This is a genomic window from Catenuloplanes nepalensis, assembly GCF_030811575.1.
Classification (GTDB): domain Bacteria; phylum Actinomycetota; class Actinomycetes; order Mycobacteriales; family Micromonosporaceae; genus Catenuloplanes; species Catenuloplanes nepalensis.
Window position 1 is genome coordinate 2,737,609 of sequence record NZ_JAUSRA010000001.1, and the last position, 19,695, is coordinate 2,757,303.

Here is a 19,695-nt window from a genome sequence, read left to right on the forward strand (position 1 = left end):
ATCTTTACGGGGACGGTAGTGATTTACCCGCCTGATAATTCATGCAGTCCCGCGCGGCTGAACATCCGGCTGCTCGGCTCGGTCGAGGCGCACCTCGACGGCCAGCCGCTGCCGCTCGGCCCGCCGCAGCGGCGGCTCGTGCTCGCCGCGCTCGCCACCGACGCGGGCCGCGCGGTCGCGGTGGACACGCTGCTCGACCGCGTGTGGGACCGGCCGCCGGACGGTGCTCGGCATGCACTGCACGTGCAGCTCGCCCGGCTCCGGCGCGCACTGCGCGACCACGCCCCGATCGTGCACCGCTCCGGTGCGTACGTGCTGGACGTCGACCCGAACCAGATCGACGTGCACTGCTTCCGGCACCTGCTTCGCCCGCACCTCCCCGGCGAACGGCTCACCGCCCTGCGCCGGGCCCGCGAACTGTGGAGTGGGGAACCGCTGACCGGCCTGCCCGGCCGCTGGGCGTCCGGCCAGCGCCACGCCTGGCGGCAGCACTTCCTGGACGCGGAGGTCGCCTGGGCGGCCGCGGAGCTGGCCACCGGTGACCCGGCCACGGTGGTCGGCCGACTCACCGAACTCGCCTCGGCCCACCCGACCGTGGAGCCGCTGCACGCCGCCCTGATCCGAGCGCTCGCCACCGTGGGCCGCATCGGCGACGCGGTCACCCACTACACGCGGACCCGCCGTCACCTGGTCGACGAGCTCGGCCTCGAGCCCGGCCCGGAGCTACGGGCGCTGCACCGTGACGTGCTGCGCGGTGAGTTCGGCGCACCGCCCGCACCGGCGGCGGTGCCGGCGCAGCTACCACCGGGCATTCCCGGGCTGACCGGCCGCGGTGACGAACTCGAGGAGTTGGACACCATGCTGGGCGGCGGCGGATCGGCGGTCGCGATCGCGACGTTGTCCGGCACCGCCGGCGTCGGCAAGACCGCGCTCGCCGTGCACTGGGCGCACCGCGCCGCCGCCCGCTTCCCGGACGGCCAGCTCTACCTCGATCTCCGAGGGTACGATCCGGGTCCGCCCATGCCCGCGACGGACGCGCTCGTACGCCTGCTCGCCACGCTCGGCGAACCCGCCTCCGGCATCCCCGGCGACCTCGAGGCCCGCGCCGCCAGGTACCGCACCCTCACCGCCCGGCGCCGTATGCTCGTCCTGCTGGACAACGCGGAGAACGAGGCTCAGGTGCGTCCGCTGCTGCCCGGCGCCGGCACCTGCGCGGTCCTGGTCACCAGCCGCAACCGGCTCGCCGGACTCGTCGCTCGCGACGGTGCCCGCCGGCTCACCCTCGATCCGCTCCGGCCCGGGGACGCCGACGCCCTCCTGCGCCGGCTGATCGGCTCCCGCGCCGACGCCGAACCCGACGCCTGCGCCATGCTGGCCGCGTGCTGCGCCGGCCTGCCACTGGCCCTGCGCATCACCGCCGAACTGGTCGCCGCCCGTCCCGCCGCTGGACTGGCCGGCCTCGCCGGGGAACTGACCGGTGCACGGCAACCGCTCGACTGGCTCACGGTCGGTGACGACCCCTACACCGCGGTCCCGGCCGTGTTCTCCTGGTCCATCCGCCGCCTGCCACCGGACATCAGCCACGCCTTCCGCCTGCTCAGCACCCATGCCGGCCCGGTGCTGGACGCACCCGCGGCGGCCGCGCTGACCGGTGCCGACCTGCCCCGGGCGCAGCACCTGCTGAACCGTCTCGCCGACGCCCACCTGCTGCAGCCCACCGGCCAGGATGGGTACGTCATGCACCGACTGCTCCGCGCCTACGGCGCCCTGCTGGCCGGCCCGTACGAGCCGCTCGCCGGCCGCCGGCCCGCCGACCTCCCGAAAACGATCTCCGCTCGCCGATGACCGCGGTCCCGGCCGGATCGCGGGCCGATCCGGAACGTCGTAGTGAAAGCTACTCATCATGCTTTCAGGGTCATTCGAGTGGCATCCGTGGCTGGCGATCTACGTAACCCGGCGTACTCCAGGACGGCGGTGTTCGCCCCGTTAATGGGATGGATGAGGCGGTGGCGGTGCGGGACAGTCAGAACTCGACACCGCTGTTTCGCAGCGCGGCCGCGTCAATGAGGAATTGTCGGCGCGCGATTCACTGACCGCGATGATTCGCCGTCGGAGGCGCGGTGTCCCACATTCTCTCCTGGGGGTCACCGGTGAATGTCTCCGGCCAGTCGATGCTGCCCGTGGCGGCGTTGGCGATTCTGATGTTGCCCGGCCGAGCGGCGGTCGTCGCCGGGGTCGTGATAGCCCTGGTCTTCGGCGGCCTGCTGCTGGTCCGCGCGAGTGCCACGGGCGAGCGACGCGCGCTGACGGCCCGGGTCACCCGGGGGTATCGGGGGCGGCGCCGTGCGGCCTGATCGCCTGGCCGGCCTGCCGGTCGCCGTCGTCGCCATGGTCGTACCCGTGCTGTATTGGAAGTTCATCGGGGTCGGCTCGGTGGACCGGGTGTTCTCGTTCGTCATCCTGATCTACTTCGCACTGTTCGTGCTGGCCGGGGTGGCGCGACCGCCGAGGCGACGGCCGATGCCGCAGGGCCGGGTGATCGCGGTCGTCCCGGCGTACAACGAGAACGCCGACCTGCTGCACGCGGCGATCCGCAGCCTGCTCAACGGCACCGTGGTGCCGGACGTCATCCACGTCGTGGACGACGGCTCTGCGACGCCGCTGCCGCCGTTCACCCACCCGCGCGTGGTCTGGCACCAGCGGGAGAACGGCGGCAAGCACCACGCGCAGGCGACCGCGCTGCTGGCCGAGTTGGAGCGCTTCGACTTCGTGGTCACCGTCGACAGTGACTCCGTCGTGGACCGGTACGCGGTCGAGCGCTGCCTGCGGCCGATGTCCGACCCGCGGATCATGGGCGTCACCGGCGTGGTCTACGCGCTCAACCGGGCGGAGAACCTGATCACCAAGGTCACCGACCTGCACTACGTGCACAGCTGCCTGGTGGTACGCAACGGGTTGTCCGCGACCGGGGACATCTTCACCGCCTCCGGCGCGCTGGCGGCCTGGCGGTCCGAGGTGGTGATGGACAACCTCGCCGAATATCTGGAGCGGGGCGTGGCCGACGACCGGCACCTGACCCACTTCGCGCAGCGGCGCGGCCGGACCGCCGCGGTCCCGGACGCCTACGTGTACACGAACGTGCCGGACAACGCGCCGGACCTGTTCCGGCAGCGGATCCGGTGGGCCCGCGACTACTACCGCTGCACCGTGCTGGACATCCGCTACCTGCGCGGCTGGTCGTTCTGGATGCGCAGCACCGACTTCGCGTTCATGAGCCTGGCGCCGCTGTTCGTGCTCAGCGCGCTGATGGTGTTCCCGTTCGCGCAGTGGGACGTGCCGTGGGCCGGCGTCGGGCTGTGGATGGCGTTCCTCTACGCGCAGACGTTCTGCTACGTGCGGGAGCGGCACGGCGTCTCGCTGTCCCAGCGATGGCACACCTGGCTGGTGCTGACCCCGGCGCTGTACATGTTCCAGGTGATCGTGGTCGGCCCGGCCATGATCGCGGCGCTGCTGAACCTGCGCCACAAATCGTGGCAGACCCGCAACGACAAGAACGCGACGGCCACCTCCGCCGCGATCCGGCCCGGGCGCAGCCGGTACCTGGACACGCTGCGCACGCTGGCGATCCTGCGCGTGATCGCGTTCCACGCCACCAGCCTGTCCTGGCTGGGCATGGTCCTGCCGTCGATGGGCATCATGTTCGCGCTGGCCGGCTCGCTGATGGCGTCGTCGATGGCGAAGGCCGGCGACCGCCCGGAGATCGTCATCTGGTCGCGGTTCCGGCGGTTGATGCCGGCGGTGTGGGCGCTGGCCGTCATCCTGGTCCCGATCATGATGATCATGGGCTGGGGCGCGGAGGACGCCCGTCCGCTGAACGGCCCGGCGGTCTACGCGTGGATCCCGCTGTCGGACCCGCCGAGCAACGACTGGGCCGTGCCGATCGCCGGCATCCTCTGGTACATCCGTACGTACCTCTGGCTGGTCCTGATCTCCCCGGCCCTGTGGGCCGGTTTCCGCCGCCGGCCGCTGCTCACCACGCTCGCGCCGGTGCTGCTCATCCCGCTGGCCGGGCAGGTCGGCTTCTCCACCTGGCTCTCCGACGTGCTGCTCCAGCTCGGCACGTACGCCCCCTGCTGGATCCTCGGCTACTGGCACGCCACCGGCCGGCTCCGACGGCTCGGGAACTGGACGCTGCTCATCGGCGCCGCCTGCCTGGCCGCCGCGGTCGGCTGGATGCGCGTGCACCCGCTGACCGGCGACCTCATCCAGTCGGACCCGGTCGCGCAGCTGCTCTGGTCGGCCGCGTTCATCGTCGTCCTGATGCGCTTCGAGCCCGCCATGCGCTGGCTGGACCGGGTCCGGCCGCTGGCCACGCTGATCAGTGCGGTCAACTCCCGCGCGGTGACGCTCTACCTCTGGCACCAGCTGGCCATCCTGACCGCGGTCGCGGTGATCGCCCGCGGCCGGCTGGCCGACTGGGCGAACTATCCGCTGTTGCTCGCCGTCAAGTTCACGCTGGTGGCGGCGCTGCTGCTGCTCGCCTGCTGGCTGATCGGCTGGGTCGAGGACCTCACCGGGCCGCGCCGCAGAGCCAATCCCGCCGGCCGCCACCAGGCCGAGGTGATGGCCGCGCTGCACCCGGTGCCGGACCCGGACCAGACGATGATCATCAGCCCGCCGCCGCTGGCCGCCGCCGGTCTCGCCGCCGCCGGTGCCACTGCCGGTGCCACTGCCGGTGCCACTGCCGGTGCCACTGCCGGTGGCGCCGCCCGCGCCGCCGCCGGTGCCGCCTCCCGCGCCGAGAGGAGCCCGGCATGACGGCCGTCGTCACCGCGCCGCACCGCTCGCCGGCCGCCGACCCGCCGGCCGCCGGCCCGCACGCCGGGTTCCGCCCCGACATCGAGGGGCTGCGCGCGGTCGCGGTCACGGTCGTCGTGCTCTTCCACGGCGGCGTCACGGCGCTCAGCGGCGGATACGTCGGCGTGGACGTCTTCTTCGTCATCTCCGGCTTCCTGATCACGTCGCAGCTGCTACGTGAGATCGGCCGGACCGGGCGCGTCTCGATCGCCTCGTTCTACGCCCGGCGCGCACTGCGGCTGCTGCCCGCCTCCGCGTTCGTGGTCGCGGCCACGCTCGCCGCAGCCTGGCTGTGGCTGCCGCCGCTGCGGGTCACCGAGATCGCCACGGACGCGCTGACCACCACGGTCTACGGCCTCAACTACCGCCTCGCGCTGGCCGGCACCGACTACCTCGCCTCCACCGCCGAGCCGTCGCCGCTGCAACACTTCTGGAGCCTCGCGGTCGAGGAGCAGTTCTACCTGGTGTGGCCGCCGCTGCTGCTGCTCGCGGCCCGGTTCCGCCGCCGCCGCGGCAGGCAGGTCGACCGGGCCGCCATCGTGGGCGTGCTCGCGGCCGTCATCGCGGTCTCGTTCGCGCTGTCGCTCTGGCAGACCCGCATCGCCGCGCCGTGGGCCTACTTCGGCGCGCACACCCGGGCCTGGGAACTCGCGATCGGCGCGCTCGTCGCGGTCGCGGCCCCGGCGCTGGCAAGGACGCTGCCGCGCCGGGCCGCGGTGCTCGGCCGCTGGGCCGGCCTGGCCGGGATCACCGCCGCCGCACTGCTCTACACCGAACACACCGCCTTCCCCGGGTACGCCGCCGCGCTCCCCGTGCTCGCCACCGCGCTGGTCATCGCCACCGGCTGCGCCGACCCGCGCTCCCGGCTGCTCGGCGCCGCGCCGATGCAGGCCATCGGCAAGCTCTCCTACGGCTGGTACCTGTGGCACTGGCCGGTCCTGATCATCGGGCCGTACGCGCTCGGGCCGCTCACGCTGCCGAAGACGCTCGGGCTGGCCGGCCTGTCCCTGCTGCTCGCGATCGTCACCGCGCGCCGCGTCGAGGACCCGATCCGCACCATGCGCGCGCTCCGCGAGAAGGCCCGCCGCGGCCTCGCGCTCGGCGCCGGGCTGTCCGCGGCCGTCGCCGCGCTCGCGCTGGTCACCCCGGCCGTGCTGCCCTCCACCACCGGCTCCGGCAGCGCCGACGACACCGCCTCGCTCGTCGCCGGGCAGCAACTCGCCGACCTGATCACCCGCAGCGGCGCGACCGAGAGCGTGCCGGCCAACCTCAAGCCGGCGATCGAGGACGCGGCCGCGGACATCGGCGAGATCTACGCGGACGGCTGCGACCCGGAGTTCGCGGACGCCACGGTCAGGAAACCCTGCATGTACGGCGATCCGGCCGGCACCGAGACCGTGGTGCTGCTCGGCGACTCGCACGCGGGGCACTGGTTCCCCGCGGTCGACCGGATCGCGCGGGAACGGCACTGGCGGCTCGCGGTCGTCACCAAGTCGGCCTGCTCGGCCGCGACCGCCACCGTCTACCTGCCGAGCCTCAAACGCGCCTACACCGAGTGTGACCAGTGGCGTCGCGACGCGTTGGCCTACATCGCCACGCTCGACCCCGCCATGGTCATCACGTCCTCGAACGGGCACAGCGAGATGCTCGACGCCGGTCCGCGGCAGGACGAGGCCTGGGCGGACGCGTGGGTCGCCACGTTCGAGGCGCTGCCCGGGTCCGCCGATCTCGTGCTGATCAGCGACACGGCCTGGCCGCGCGGGAACGTGCCCGAGTGCGTCTCCAACCACCTCACCGACGTCACCGCGTGTCACCGGTCCCGCGAGGAGGCCTTCGACGACCGGCGGCGCCGCAAGCTCGTGGCGGACGCGGCCGGCGCGCACGGCGCCACCGTGGTCGATCCGGCGCCCTGGATGTGCGACGACGACGTCTGCCCGGTGATCATCGGAGACGTCCTGGTCTACAAGGACGACAGCCACATCAGCGCGACGTTCGCGACCACGCTCGCGCCGCTGCTGGCCCAGAGACTCCCAGAGGAGTAGAAACGATGCGCCGAAGGAACCGTTCCCCGGTGGCAGTGATCATCGCCTGCCTCCGGCCGGCCGACCGCCCACGGGCGAAACACAAGATCAAGGACCTCCGCGGGGGTACGCCGGAACGCCCGGCCCGCCGCAGGTTCTGCCAGCCGGACTGACCGTGGTGGCCCGCGTGCTCGTCCGGCCCTCGGAGCACGGTGCGGTTCTGCCCGCCGCGCCGGACGGACGAATCCGCGTTCCTCCGGAGGCGCCGTAATCTTGCTGCGTGTTCGCACATCAAACAGGGTCGGGTACGCCGGTGGTGCTGCTCCACGGATTCGGCCTGGACCATCGGAGCCTGCTCCCGCTGGAGCCGGCGTTCGAGCGCGCCGGTGGGTGGCGGCGGATCTACCTCGACCTGCCGGGCGCGACCGGGTCACCGGCGGACGACGCCGGCAGCACCCAGGCCGTCGCGGACGCGGTGGTCGCGGAGATCCGGCGACGCGTCGGCGACGAGCCGTTCGCCGTGCTCGGCGGCTCGTTCGGCGGGATGATCGCCCGCTACGTCGCCCACGAGCTGCGCCCGCGGGTGCTCGGCCTCGCCACGGTGGCCGGCGTCTTCGTCGCGACGCACGCGCAGCGGACCGTGCCGCCGCGCACGGTCCTGCGGCGGGAGCCGGAGATCGAGCCGATCCTCGGCGCGGCGCTCGATCAGTACCGCGAGGATGCCGTGGTGGAGTCGGCGCAGGACGCACGGGCGTTCCTGGAGTACATCCGGCCCGGCCTGGACGGCGCCGACCAGCGCGCGCTGGCGCGCATCTCGTCGAGTTACTCCCTCGACCGTGAGCCGGAGGACGCGCACCCCGAGCCGTTCCTCCAGCCGGCCCTGCACATCACCGCCCGGCAGGACCACGTCGTCGGCTACGCCGACGCCTGGAGCCGCACCGGCCACTACCCCCGCGCGTCCTTCGCCACGCTCGACGCGGCCGGCCACAACCTCCTCTTCGAGCAGCACGCGCTGTGCTGCGCCCTGATCACCGACTGGCTGGAGCGGATCCGCCGAAACGGCTGACGAGCCGGTTCAGGACCCGGCCACCAGCATGAGGTCGCGCGTCACCTCGGACACCGCCACCGGGTCGAGCGCGTCGAACGGCCGGCGCCCTGGCCGGGGCGCCGGCGGCCGCTCGTTCACCCCGCACGGTGCCGGCACCGGTTTCTCCATGCCGTACAACGCCGCCTCCGTGGATAAGCTGGTGCGCGCGGTCCGGCGGCGCGCGGCCTCCGGCACAGCGCCGGTGCGCTGGCGGTCGTGCCTTGACCGGCTACTCGAGGACGGCCCGGCCCGGCTCCTCCGCGGCCAGGAACACCGCGGTGATCTCCTTCCCGGAGATGCCGGCCGCCCAGTAGTGACCGGCGTAGGTGTTCTGCACGTAGGTCGCGCCCGGGTCGAGCGTGGCGTACTCGGTCAGCACGCCGTCCGGGTCCAGCCAGCTGATCGCGTACACGTCGGTGGTGTGGTTCTCGAACGAGATCCGGGTCCGCGTGCCGCTGATCGGTCCGGTCGGCTCAGTGTCCGCGGGCAGCGCGGTGAGCACCGGCCAGGCGCCGGCCGGCGCCGGTGCGGAGGAGGCGTCCGGCGTGGCGGACGCCGGCGGCGCGGGCCGTGCATCGTCGCGCGCGCCGCCGTCCCGGGTCACGAACACCACGGCCACGGCCGCCGCCGCGGTGATCAGCACGGCGGCCGCCGCGAGAACGGCGTGGAACAGCGCGCCCCGGCCGCGGGTGCCGGCCGGCCCGCCGAAGGAGTCGTCGGTCTGGTTCGTCACGCACGAACGGTAGGCCAGTCCGCCGGGGCCCCGCCTGTCACCCCGCTACGCCACCCGTCCGCCGTTGCCCGCGGGAGCATGCGGGCAGCACCACGCCGGAAGCGGGAAAGTCATGAACGTGAATGTGGAATTTCGTGGGTGGGGAGCGGTAGGCGGACCGGTGGCGGTAGCGGGGTGCGGGACGGTGTGGCCTGGAAGGACTGGAGCATCAGGGCGGCGAATCGGCGGGCCGCGGCCACGCGTGTGGTGGGGTCGTCCGCGCGGATGCCCTCGTTGGCCATCAGCGCCAGGATCAGGTCGTCCAGGACGAAGTCGGGGCGGAGGCGGCCTGCGGTGCGGGCCCGGTCGACGATCTCGGCGGCCATCCGCAGCGTGCGGGCCCGATCGGCGGCGAAGCCGGCCTCCGCGGGGAGCTGCGTGACGAACGCGCGGGCGAAACCCCGGTCGAGCGCGTGCGTCTCCATGAGCTTCTCGACGATCAGGCGGAAGCCGAGCCAGGGGTCCGGGTGTGCCAGGCCCTCCTCGAGGATCGCGGAGCAGGCGGCCATCTGCTCGGCGAAGGCCGCGGCGAGCAGCGCTTCCTTGGTGGGGAAGTGGCGGTAGACGGTGGCCGGGCCGAGCTGCGCGCGGCGGGCGATCTCCCGGATCGGCACGTCGAGGCCGTCGGTGGCGAAGGCCAGGCGGGCGACGGCCAGGATGCGCTCCCGGTTGTCGCGGGCGTCGGAACGCCGCCGGTGTCTCACTTCAACGGTCACCGCTCTCACTTTAGCTAACCGGACGGGGTGTTCCGTTACGGTCGGGCGCCATGAGAGCTGTCGTATTCACCGAGTTCGGGCCGGCCGGCGTGATGCACGTGGCCGAGGTGGACGAGCCGCACGCCGGGCCGGGCCAGGTGCGCATCGCGGTGCGGGCGTCCGGTCTGTCGGCCGGGGAGGTGCTGCTGCGCTCCGGGACGCTGCGGGACGCGGTGCCGCACACGTTCCCGCACCGGACCGGTTTCGACGCCGCCGGCGTGGTCGACGAGGTCGGGGCCGGCGTCACCGGCGTCGCGGCCGGCGACGAGGTGTTCGGCATGGCCCCGATGACCGTGCGCGGCACCAACGCCGACCTCGCGGTGCTGAGCGCCTGGGCGCCGAAGCCCGCCGCGTGGAGCTGGGCCGAGGCGGGCGGGGCGGCCGGCGGTGCCGAGACGGCCGCGCGCGTGCTCGACCGGCTCGCGGTCGCATCGGGGCAGACCGTCCTGGTCAACGGCGCGGCGGGCGCGACCGGCAGCATTGTCGTCCAGTTCGCCGCGGCCCGCGGTGCCGTCGTCATCGGCACGGCGAGTGAGCACAACCACGACTTCCTGCGCGGGTACGGCGTGCTGCCGGCCACCTACGGCCCCGGCCTGCCGGACCGGGTCCGCCGGATCGCGCCGGCCGGGGTCGACGCGGTGGTCGACTGCGCCGGCGGGGCGCTGCCCGACCTGATCGCGATCGCCGGTGACCCGGCGCGCGTGGTGACGATCGCCGACTTCACGGCCGCGGCCCACGGCGTGCACATGTCGCACGGCGCTCCCGCGGACGAGACGGGCCAGGCCCTCGGCGCCGGCGCAGACCCGCTCGCCGTGCACGGGCTCGGCATCGCGGTGGAGCTGGCCGCGGCCGGCCGGCTGTCGATCCCGGTGGCCGCCACGTTCCCGCTGACCGAGGCCGCGGCCGCGCACGAGCTGAGCGAGACCCGCCACGCCCGCGGCCGGATCGTGCTGATCCGGTAGCGGACCCCCCGGTCAGGCGGTCTCGAACGCGGTGATCGCGTCGGCCGGCGACGGTGGGCGCGCCGGCTGGTCCGCGGACAGCGGCTGCCGTGCCGACTCCGCGTCCCCGGCGATGTAGCGCGGGCCGCCGAGCGCGGTCCACGTCCTCGACCGGTGCGGCGCGGTCGGCGCCCGGCCACTCTCGGCGGGAAGGCCGCCGCGGATCCAGCAACCACATCAATGCCGCGGCGGTACGCAGTACGCGGCCGGCGCGTGCCGGAGGCCATGGGTGATCGCGGCGCGGACGTTCGGCAGCTCGCGCCGCAACCGGTCCGTCGCGTCCGCGGAGTCCGTGCCGCGCGGTCCTTCCGTGGCCGGGGTGACCACATCGCGTACCCGCGCGTCATGCTCTTCCCGGGTGTTGCCCGGTTTCTCGTCGATCGAGCGGGCGTGGGCCCGGAACTCCGTCCGTGCGCCGCGGCTGCACGGGGCGAGGCCGCGGCACGTACACGTGCAGCGCCGCACTGGGTTCCCGGCGTGGACCGGCCGGGCGTGGCGCCGGTGGCGGGCTGGTCGAGCGTGCCACGGGCGGGTGGGGCCGGGGTTGGTTAGGGTCGCTGGAGGACCGTACCGCCTGGGAACGAGGATCGTGATGACGCGGACCGACGACGACGTCGACCTCGATGCGGCGCTGGATCCACTGGTCCTGGCGCTGGACATCGGCTCGACCGCGACCCGGGGCGGCGTGCACGACGCGTCCGGGCGGCGGGTCCGCGGCCTGCAGCACAAGGTGCCGCACGCGTTCACCGTCGCCGCGGACGGCACCTCGGTCATCGATCCCGACCAGGTCGTCGCGGAGGTCGAACTTGTCCTCGACGCGGTGACCGGCGACCGGGGGCTGGCGACCCGGATCGCCGGCGTCGCGATGGACACCTTCGCCGCCTCGCTGATCGGCGTCGACGGGGCAGGACGCGCGCTCACGCCGTGCCTGACCTACGCCGACTCGCGCAGCACCGGCGCGGTCGCGGCGCTGCGCGACGAACTCGACGAACGCGCGGTGCAGCAGCGCACCGGCACCCGACTGCACACCAGCTACCACGCGCCGCGCCTGCGTTGGCTCGCCGGCGCACAGCCGGGGATCGCCGCCGCGGTCGCGTCCTGGTGGTCGCTGGGCGAGTACGTCCTGGCCCGGCTGATCGGGCAGCCGCTCGCCGGCACGTCCACGGTGGCCTGGACCGGGCTGCTCGACCGGCACACCGGCGAGCTCGATGCCGAGCTGCTGGCCGCCGCGGGCGTCGAAGCCGGGCAGTTCAGCGCGCCGCGCGACATGACCCGGCCGACGTCGGTGGCGGCCCCGGCCCGCTGGCCGGCTCTCGCCCGGGCCGCGTGGTTCCCGGTCATCACGGACGGCTTCGCCAGCAACATCGGCTCCGGGGCGACCGACGCGACCGTGCTGACCGCGGCGACCGCCACCAGCGGCGCGCTCCGGGTGCTGCTCGACGGTCCCGCCGATCCGCTGCCGTCCGGACTGTGGAACTACCGGGTCGACGCGGGACGCACGCTGCTCGGCGGGGCGATCAACGACGTCGGCCGCGCGGTCAGCTGGGCGGAGAACACGCTGCGGCTCGGCCCATCGCTCGCGGACGTGCTCGCCGCGCCGCCGACCGACGCGACGCCGCTGGTGCTGCCGTACCTCACCGGCGAACGCGCTCCCGGCTGGGCCGGCGGGGTGCGCGCGATGCTCGGCGGGGTGTCCGCGGCCACGGACGCGGACGCGCTGTTCCGCGGGATCATCGAGGGTGTGGCGATGACCTACGCGCGCGTCGCGGACGACCTGCACCCGGCCGCGCCGCGGGTGGTGGAGATCGCGGCGGCCGGCCGGGTCAGCAACGACCTGCCCGCATGGCTGCGGGTGCTCGCGGACGTGCTCGGCCGGCCCGTCACGCACGTGACCCGGCGCCGGGCCACCCAGCACGGCACCGCGCTACTCGCCCTCGACGTGCTCGCGCCGGACGTCCCGCGCGCTCCCCGGCCGACCGGAGCGACGTACGAGCCGAGACCCGCCCACGTCGCCCACTACACGGGACGGCGCGCACGGTTCGCCGAGGCGTACGACGCGCTCGTCCACGACCGCCGCACCGATTCTCGCCCCTGATCATTGACGGGCGCGCCTGCGGCGCGGACGCATGCTGGGCGCATGGCGGGGAGCGAGGACGGCGACGCCGGGCCGGTGGCGGTCGGCCGGGTGGCCACGAGAATCGCCGAACCGCTCCAATGAGCCGTGCGCGCGGGGGCCGATGAAGAATCTTCGGGCCGATGCCGGGCCCAGCCGGGCGTTGTCCGACGAGGACCTCGACGACGACTTCCCGGCGCCGGCCGTCGGTTCCGGCACATTCCGCACGCGGGCTTGGCCGGGTCCGGTGAGGACGAGCGCGCGCATCACCACGGCGGCTCCGGTCGTCGGTTGCTGGTTGCTGGTCGGTCGTTGGCCGTTGGCCGTTGGGAGAAAGGTGGGCAGGCGCGGCTTGGCCTGCCTACCATTCGAGCACGATTCCATCGACTGATCTAGATCGCGAGGGGTCTCATGCAGGCACGGCGCAGCGCGCAGTGGTACGCCGGCGACATCCGCAACAGCTACATCCACCGGGCTTGGATGCGTCGCGGCCTGCCCGCGGACGCGTTCGACGGGCGACCGCACATCGCGATCGCGAACACCGCCTCGGATCTGACGCCGTGCAACGCGCACCTGAACGAGGTGGCCCGCAGCGTCGCCGACGGCGTGCACCGCGCCGGCGGGATTCCGCTGCATCTGCCGGTGGTGTCGCTGGGGGAGACGCAGGTCCGGCCGACCGCGATGCTGTGGCGCAACATGGCGGCGATGGCGATCGAGGAGATGCTGCGGGCGAACCCGATCGACGCCGTCGTGCTGCTCGGCGGCTGCGACAAGACCATCCCGGCGCTGCTGATGGGCGCGGCCTCGGTCGACCTGCCCGCCGTGGTGGTGCCGGGCGGGCCGATGCTGACCGGCACGTTCCGCGGTGTGCCGCTCGGCTGCGGCACCGACGTGTGGAAGCTCAGCGAGGAGGTCCGTGCGGGCACGTTGTCCGCGGCGGAGTTCCAGCGCTCCGAGTCGTCGATGATCAGAAGCAAGGGCCACTGCAACACCATGGGGACGGCGTCGACGATGGGCCTGCTCGCCGAGGTGCTGGGCATGACCCTGCCCGGCATCGCCGGCACCCCCGCCCCGGACTCCCGGCTCCTCGAGGCCGCGCACGCCACCGGCGAACTGGCCGTCGAACTGGCCGACACCGGCCTCCGCCCCAGCACCGTGTTGACCCGCGGCTCGTTCCTCAACGCGATCGTCGCGCTGGCAGCGCTCGGCGGCTCGACGAACGCGGTCGTGCACCTGCTCGCGATCGCCGGTCGGCTGGGGGTGCCGTTGACCCAGGACGACTTCGACCGTACCGGGGCGGGTGTGCCGTTGATCGTCGACCTGCTCCCGGCCGGGCGGTTTTTGATGGACGACCTGTATCGCGCCGGTGGCCTGCACGCGGTCCTCGCGGAGGTGCGTGATCTGCTCGACCCGGCCGCGCTCACCGTGACCGGCCGGCCGCTGGTCGAGCATCTCGGCACGCCACTCGTCTACGACCGGGAGGTGATCCGGCCCCGGGAGCAGCCGTTGCAGCCGCACGCCGGGATCGCGGTGCTGCGCGGGAACCTCGCGCCGGACGGTGCGGTGATCAAGCCGGCGGCCGCGTCGCCGCACCTGCTGCGCCACCGGGGCCCGGCCGTCGTGTTCGACTCGGTCGAGGATCTGCACGCCCGGCTCGACGATCCTGACCTGGACGTGACCGCGGATTCGGTGCTGATCCTGCGCGGCTGCGGTCCTCGCGGTTATCCCGGTATGCCGGAGGTGTCGAACATGCCGTTGCCGGCGAAGCTGCTCGCCGAGGGCGTGCGCGACATGGTGCGCATCTGCGACGGGCGGATGAGCGGCACCGCCTACGGCACCGTGGTCCTGCACGTCGCCCCGGAGGCCGCGGCCGGTGGCCCGCTCGGCAAGGTCCGCACCGGCGACATGATCATTTTGGATGTGGAGAACCGGCGCCTCGATGTGGACATCCCAGACATCGACCTGGCGATCCGCGACCCGGCGCCGGAGATGGTCAAGGCATTCGCCGCACCGGCCCGCGGCTGGGAACGCCTCTACGTCGACACGGTCGGGCAGGCCGACACCGGCGCGGACTGTGACTTCCTGCGCGGCGGCAGCGGCGACCAGGTCTCCCGCGAATCCCACTGACGGAGGATCACCATGCCCCGCACCGCAGTCGTGACCGGCGGCCGCAGCGGCCTCGGCGCCGCCACCGCAGCCCGGCTCGCCGCCGACGGCATCACCGTGATCACGCTCGACGTCGCCGACGGCGCCGACGTCCGGGCCGATGTCAGTGACACCGCCGCCGTGCACGCCGCCGCCGACCGGGTCGGCCCGGTCGACATCCTGGTCAACTCCGCCGGAATCGTCGGGCCGAACGCGCCGCTGTGGGAGATCGACCGGGACGGCTGGGACCGCGTGTTCGCGGTCAACGTGCACGGCACGGTGAACACCTGCCACGCGTTCGTCCCCGGGATGCGCGAGCGCGGATGGGGACGCATCGTCAACATCGCCAGCATGGCCGGCAAGGACGGCAACCCGAACATGTCGCCCTACTCCGCGTCGAAGGCCGCGGTCATCGCGCTCACCAAGTCCCTCGGCAAGGAACTCGCCACCAGCGGCGTCCTGGCCAACGCGATCGCCCCTGCCGTGATCGAGACCCCGATGAACGCGCACACCGCCCCGGACGCGCTCGCCCACATCACCGGCCTCATCCCGATGCGCCGCGTCGGCCGCCCCGACGAGGTCGCCGAACTCATCGCCTGGCTCGTCTCCGACAGGGTCAGCTTCTCCACCGGCGCGGTCTACGACATCAGCGGCGGCCGGGCCACTTACTGAGGCGGCCGGGCCACTTACTGAGGCGGCCGGGCCACTTACTGAGGCGGCCGGGCCACTTACTGAGGCGGCCGCGCCACCTACCGAGGCGGCCGCCTCACATACTGAGGCGGCCGGCGACGCGACAGGCAAGCCGGCGTCTGCGGGCCGAGGGCGCAACCGAGGCGACCGCCACCGCATCCACGCCGAACGACACGAACACACCCAGGCCCACAGAGCGGTCAGCGCCCTCGCCTTTCCGAGCGGGGGTGTGGCGGGCCGTCCGGACGCGGCAATCATGCGGCGGCGCGCGGCACGTCGTTGAACCGACGTCCGGCGTGGCACAGCGTCACGACGCCCGGGTGGGCTTACGACGTGAACGGGGCAAACTCGCATGCGACTCATGCGACTCATGCGACTCATGCGACTTATGGAACTCATGCGACTCATGGGACTCATGGGACTCACGCGCCGATCCGATAGCCGGCGCCGGGCAGCGTGACGAGGACCGGCGGGTCGCCGAGCTTGCGGCGCAGCCGGCCGATCGTGACCGTGACCGTGTTCGTGAACGGATCCGCGAACTCGTCCCACACCTGCTCCAGCAGCGACTCCGCGCTCAGATAGGCCGGTGCCGCCCGCAGCAACGCCTCGAGCAGCGCAAACTCCTTCGCCGACAGATCGAGGCGCCGGCCTTCCCGGGTGGCGGTGCGCCGGGCCGGGTCGAGCTCCAGGCCGGCCACGCGCAGCGTCCTGGGCCGGACGGACGGGCGGCGGCGAGCCAGCGCGTGGATGCGCAACACCAACTCGGGAAAGTGGAACGGCTTGGCCAGGTAATCGTCGGCACCGAGCGTCAGGCCGGCGACCCGGTCGCCGGGGGAGCCGGCGGCGGTCAGCATCAGCACCATCGGACGGTCGCCCCGGTCAGTGATCATTTGACAGAGCGTGTCGCCGTGCACGCCAGGCAGGTCCCGGTCCAGGACCACCACCTCGTACCGGCCGAGGTCCAGCTTCTCCGCGGCCGCCAGGCCGTCGAACGCGATGTCGACCGCCATCCCCTGATCGCGCAGTCCTTCCGCGACCACCTCGGCCAGCGCCTGCGCATCCTCCACCACCAGCACCCTCATGCGCCGCCCTCCTCTCCGGCCGCCGCGGGCAGAAGCGACGCGTCCTGCTGCCCGGCCGGAGGCGGTAGCCGGACCTCGACGCGTAGGCCACCCTCCGGCCGGGCGTGCAACGTGAGCGTGCCGGCGTGCGCGGCCACGACCGCCGCGACGATCGACAGACCGAGCCCAGGACCACCCGCAACGGTGCGGTCGGCGGCGAGCCGCTGGAACGGTCGGCCGAGGCGGGCGACCCGATCCGGCTCCAGCCGCGGCCCGCCGCTCTCGACGGTCAGCGCCCCCGGGCCGGCGGTCACCTCTATCCAGCCGCCCGGCTCGTTGTGCACCACCGCGTTGTCGATCAGATTGTCGGTCATCCGGGCGAGCAGGACCGCGTTCCCGCTGGTCCAGGCGTCGACCGGCAGCTCGGTGCGGACCGTCAGCCGCCCGGCGTCGATCCCGGCCGCGCGCGCGGACAGCGCCTCACCGGCCAGCGCGGTCAGCGACACCGGTTCGCGGCCGGCGGCCGTGCCGTGCCGGGCACGGCCGAGCGCGCCGTGCTGGGCGTGGGCCAGCGTGAGGAACCCGGCCAGCAGCGCATCGACCCGGTCCAGCTCGGCGCGCAACCGCCCGGCCAGTGCGAGCGTCTGCGGCGGCACCGGGCCGGGCTTCGCGGCCGCGACGTCCAGCGTGGCTCGCATCGTGGCCAGCGGCGTGCGCAGCTCGTGCGAGGCGTTCGCGACGAACCTCCGCTGCGCCTCGAACGCCTGCTCCAGCCGTTCGAGCAGGTCGTCGATGGTGTCGGCGAGCGCCTTCACCTCGTCGTCGGGCCCGGGCACGGCCAGCCGTTCGTGCAGGTTGTCGGCGCTGATCCGGCGGGTCGCGGCCGTGATCGCCCGCAGCGGCCGCAGCACCCGCCCGGCGACGGCCCGGCCGAGCACGAACGAGACCACGCCCATCACGGACAGCGCGACCGCCGAGCCCTGCAGCTGCTGGCGAGCCTGATCCTCGTGCACGGACGCCAGCTGCGACTCCAGCTCCGCGATCCGCGCGGCGGCCGCGTCCGGCCGCTGCTGCGCGGGCACGGCCTGCCGGGTGCTGGAAATCGTGAGCACGGCGCTGAGGACGAGGAGGGAGACGCCGGAGAACAGGAACAACGCCACGTACATGATGGTGAATCGCAGTCGGACCGTCTGCATACCGCCAGCATGACGGGCCGCACCTAACAACGGCATGACGGTCGGCGTGCGGCCGCTGTTACCCCCGGATCCGTAGAAACACAGCCATGGAAACCATCAACGCCGCCCTGACCGGGTTCCGGGCGTCACGGGGCACCGGGTTCCGGGCGTCGCGGGGCCGGTTGGCCGCGACCGTGGCCGCGGTTGTGATCATCGTGGCGCTGGGCCTCTTCGTCGCCTCGCAGAGCATCTCCTCCTGCACCAACGGGCAGGTCGAGATCGAGTGCCCGGCACCGCCGCTCGGGCCGGACGGCCAGCCCGTGCGGGACAAGTTCTACTTCGTTCACCAGCCGCTGCCCGCGGACGGCTCGCTCACGGTCCGGGTGACGTCGATGACCGGCATCGTCACCTACCCACCGCCGCATCACGACGTCGCCGAGGTTCCCGGCCTGGTCCCGTGGGCCAAGGCCGGCGTCATCGCCAAGGAGGGCACGACGCAGGGCTCGAGATACGTGGCACTGATGGCCACCGCCGAGCACGGCGTGCGCATGCAGCACGACTACATCCACGACACCGCCGGCCGGTCCGGCGCCGTGACCGCGGAGGCCCCGCGCTGGCTGCGGCTGACCCGCAGCGGCGACACGCTCACCGGCGAGGAGTCGGCCGACGGCACCGCCTGGAGCACGGTCGGCACCGCCACGCTCACCGGTCCCGTCGAGATCGGCCTGTTCGTCACCTCGCCCAACGACGTCTCGGTGGACGGCGGCGTCGGCGGCGGCACCGCCGCGGCCCGGCTCTCCAAGACGACCGCCATGTTCGACAACGTCACGCTGATCGGCACCGCCGCGGGGAGCGGGCCCGGCAACTGGCAGCGCGACGACATCGGCCTGGGGCTGAACCCCGATGGCCAACCACACCATCCCGGCAGCGCGCGGCAGAACGGCGACGAGTTCACGGTGTCCGGCAACGGCGACATCGGGCCACTCACCGGCGAGCTGGGCATCGGCATACTCGTCGCCCTCATCGGATTGCCGATCGGGCTGATCGTGATGATCGTGGTGACCGCGCGGTTCGCCACGGCCTCCGGCGGCGTGCGGTCGCGTGGCGGGCTGGCCGCGAAGGCCGTCGTGGCGGGCGGTGTGATGTTCGCGGCCGGGACCGCCGCGGCGGCACTGGTGGTGCCACTCGCATTGGAGGTGTTGCGGGCCAATGGCTATCGCCAGCCCGCGCTGGCGATAGTGGAGGTCGCGCGGGTGTCCGTCGGGGCCGGCCTGCTGGCCGCGGGAGCGGCGGTGCTGGCCGTGGGCCTCGCCGCGCTGCTGCGGCGCGCTCTGGTCGCGGCCGGTGTCACGGTGGGCCTGGTGGTGCTGCCATACCTCGCGGCCGTGTTCGGCGGCCTGCCGACTGTCGTGGCGGATTGGCTGCTGCGGCTGACACCGGCGGCGGCGTTCGCGTTCCAGCAGGTCGCACCGGCCTACGCCCACGTCGAGGCACACTTCGCACCGATTGGCGGCTACTACCCACTGCCCGGCTGGGCCGGCCTGACCGTGCTCGCCGTCTGGTCCGCCGCATTACTCGGCTTGGCCGCAAACCGCCTGCCCCGCCGCGCCCCGGCATCCGTGGCATGAGTGGCCGCCCCGGCATCCGTGGCATGAGTGGCCGCCCCGGCATCCGCGGCTTGATGCGGCGCCCCGGCATCCGCGGCTTGATGCGGCGCCCCGGCATCCGCGGCTTGATGCGGCGCTCCGGCATCCGCGGCTTGATGCGGCGCCCCGGCATCCGCGGCTTGATGCGGCGCCCCGGCATCCGCGGCTCAACAAGGTGCCTCCGCACCCGAGGCTTGACCGCGCGACGAACTCCTCGCGTTCCGGCTCGAACGGCGTGGTGAGGAAGAACTGCCGGCCGTCCGCGGTCCGCCCGACATGCTCGGCCGCGCCGTCGTCCGGGGCGATCGCGATGCGTTCCGGCCGCCCGTTGGTGATCATGACAGGAGGTTAGCGGGTGAGGAGCCGGCCGAT

General features: G+C 73.4%; 16 protein-coding genes. 10 read left to right on the plus strand and 6 right to left on the minus strand.

Going from position 1 to position 19,695, the window contains the following annotated elements; genetic code table 11:
• Positions 1-18 precede the first annotated feature (18 nt).
• From J2S43_RS11460 to J2S43_RS11480, 5 genes are all read left to right on the plus strand, one after another.
• A complete protein-coding gene (locus J2S43_RS11460) occupies positions 19-1,845 on the plus strand; it encodes an AfsR/SARP family transcriptional regulator (RefSeq protein ID WP_306828880.1) in 1,827 nt (608 codons plus the stop codon).
• Positions 1,846-2,120: 275 nt separating this feature from the next.
• On the plus strand, positions 2,121-2,354 hold the full coding sequence (locus J2S43_RS11465) for a hypothetical protein (RefSeq protein ID WP_306828881.1): 234 nt from the start codon (positions 2,121-2,123) through the stop codon (positions 2,352-2,354).
• Positions 2,344-4,818, plus strand: coding sequence for an acyltransferase family protein (locus tag J2S43_RS11470; RefSeq protein ID WP_306828882.1), 2,475 nt, complete (start codon positions 2,344-2,346; stop codon positions 4,816-4,818). Before J2S43_RS11465 ends, J2S43_RS11470 begins: the two co-directional genes overlap by 11 nt.
• Positions 4,815-6,899, plus strand: a complete 2,085-nt coding sequence (locus J2S43_RS11475; RefSeq protein WP_306828884.1) for an acyltransferase family protein — start codon at positions 4,815-4,817, stop codon at positions 6,897-6,899. Before J2S43_RS11470 ends, J2S43_RS11475 begins: the two co-directional genes overlap by 4 nt.
• A 259-nt stretch (positions 6,900-7,158) precedes the next feature.
• Entirely contained in the window at positions 7,159-7,944 is a 786-nt protein-coding gene (locus tag J2S43_RS11480) for an alpha/beta fold hydrolase (protein ID WP_306828885.1), read from the plus strand.
• A gap of 9 nt (positions 7,945-7,953) precedes the next feature.
• On the opposite strand, the gene J2S43_RS11485 is transcribed toward J2S43_RS11480, so the two are convergent.
• From J2S43_RS11485 to J2S43_RS11495, 3 genes are all read right to left on the minus strand, one after another.
• Positions 7,954-8,094, minus strand: coding sequence for a hypothetical protein (locus tag J2S43_RS11485; protein ID WP_306828886.1), 141 nt, complete (start codon positions 8,092-8,094; stop codon positions 7,954-7,956).
• A gap of 100 nt (positions 8,095-8,194) precedes the next feature.
• Positions 8,195-8,698 (minus strand): hypothetical protein, encoded by a 504-nt coding sequence (locus J2S43_RS11490; protein WP_306828888.1) that lies wholly within the window; start codon positions 8,696-8,698, stop codon positions 8,195-8,197.
• Between the two features lie 110 nt (positions 8,699-8,808).
• The gene (locus J2S43_RS11495) at positions 8,809-9,453 is read right to left on the minus strand and encodes a TetR/AcrR family transcriptional regulator (RefSeq protein ID WP_306828889.1); all 645 of its coding nucleotides are present in this window, start codon (positions 9,451-9,453) and stop codon (positions 8,809-8,811) included.
• Positions 9,454-9,503: 50 nt separating this feature from the next.
• On the opposite strand from J2S43_RS11495, the gene J2S43_RS11500 reads away from it, so the two are divergent.
• The gene (locus J2S43_RS11500; protein WP_306828890.1) at positions 9,504-10,454 is read left to right on the plus strand and encodes an NADP-dependent oxidoreductase; all 951 of its coding nucleotides are present in this window, start codon (positions 9,504-9,506) and stop codon (positions 10,452-10,454) included.
• A gap of 216 nt (positions 10,455-10,670) precedes the next feature.
• Here the strand turns inward: J2S43_RS11500 and J2S43_RS11505 are convergent, their stop codons facing one another.
• Positions 10,671-10,820 (minus strand): hypothetical protein, encoded by a 150-nt coding sequence (locus J2S43_RS11505; protein WP_306828891.1) that lies wholly within the window; start codon positions 10,818-10,820, stop codon positions 10,671-10,673.
• A 265-nt stretch (positions 10,821-11,085) separates the two neighbouring features.
• Between J2S43_RS11505 and J2S43_RS11510 the strand changes: the two genes are divergently transcribed.
• From J2S43_RS11510 to J2S43_RS11520, 3 genes are all read left to right on the plus strand, one after another.
• A complete protein-coding gene (locus J2S43_RS11510) occupies positions 11,086-12,588 on the plus strand; it encodes a gluconokinase (RefSeq protein WP_306828892.1) in 1,503 nt (500 codons plus the stop codon).
• Between the two features lie 429 nt (positions 12,589-13,017).
• Positions 13,018-14,733 (plus strand): dihydroxy-acid dehydratase, encoded by a 1,716-nt coding sequence (locus tag J2S43_RS11515; protein ID WP_306828893.1) that lies wholly within the window; start codon positions 13,018-13,020, stop codon positions 14,731-14,733.
• Between the two features lie 12 nt (positions 14,734-14,745).
• The gene (locus J2S43_RS11520; RefSeq protein ID WP_306828894.1) at positions 14,746-15,423 is read left to right on the plus strand and encodes an SDR family NAD(P)-dependent oxidoreductase; all 678 of its coding nucleotides are present in this window, start codon (positions 14,746-14,748) and stop codon (positions 15,421-15,423) included.
• A gap of 440 nt (positions 15,424-15,863) precedes the next feature.
• Here J2S43_RS11520 and J2S43_RS11525 read toward each other — a convergent pair whose 3' ends face one another.
• Both J2S43_RS11525 and J2S43_RS11530 read right to left on the minus strand, forming a co-directional pair.
• Positions 15,864-16,523, minus strand: a complete 660-nt coding sequence (locus J2S43_RS11525; protein ID WP_306828895.1) for a response regulator transcription factor — start codon at positions 16,521-16,523, stop codon at positions 15,864-15,866.
• Positions 16,520-17,698, minus strand: a complete 1,179-nt coding sequence (locus J2S43_RS11530) for a sensor histidine kinase (RefSeq protein ID WP_306828896.1) — start codon at positions 17,696-17,698, stop codon at positions 16,520-16,522. Before J2S43_RS11530 ends, J2S43_RS11525 begins: the two co-directional genes overlap by 4 nt.
• Before the next feature lie 86 nt (positions 17,699-17,784).
• Here J2S43_RS11530 and J2S43_RS11535 point away from each other — a divergent pair, with 86 nt between their 5' ends.
• Entirely contained in the window at positions 17,785-19,305 is a 1,521-nt protein-coding gene (locus J2S43_RS11535; RefSeq protein ID WP_306828898.1) for a DUF1349 domain-containing protein, read from the plus strand.
• Positions 19,306-19,695: the final 390 nt, after the last annotated feature.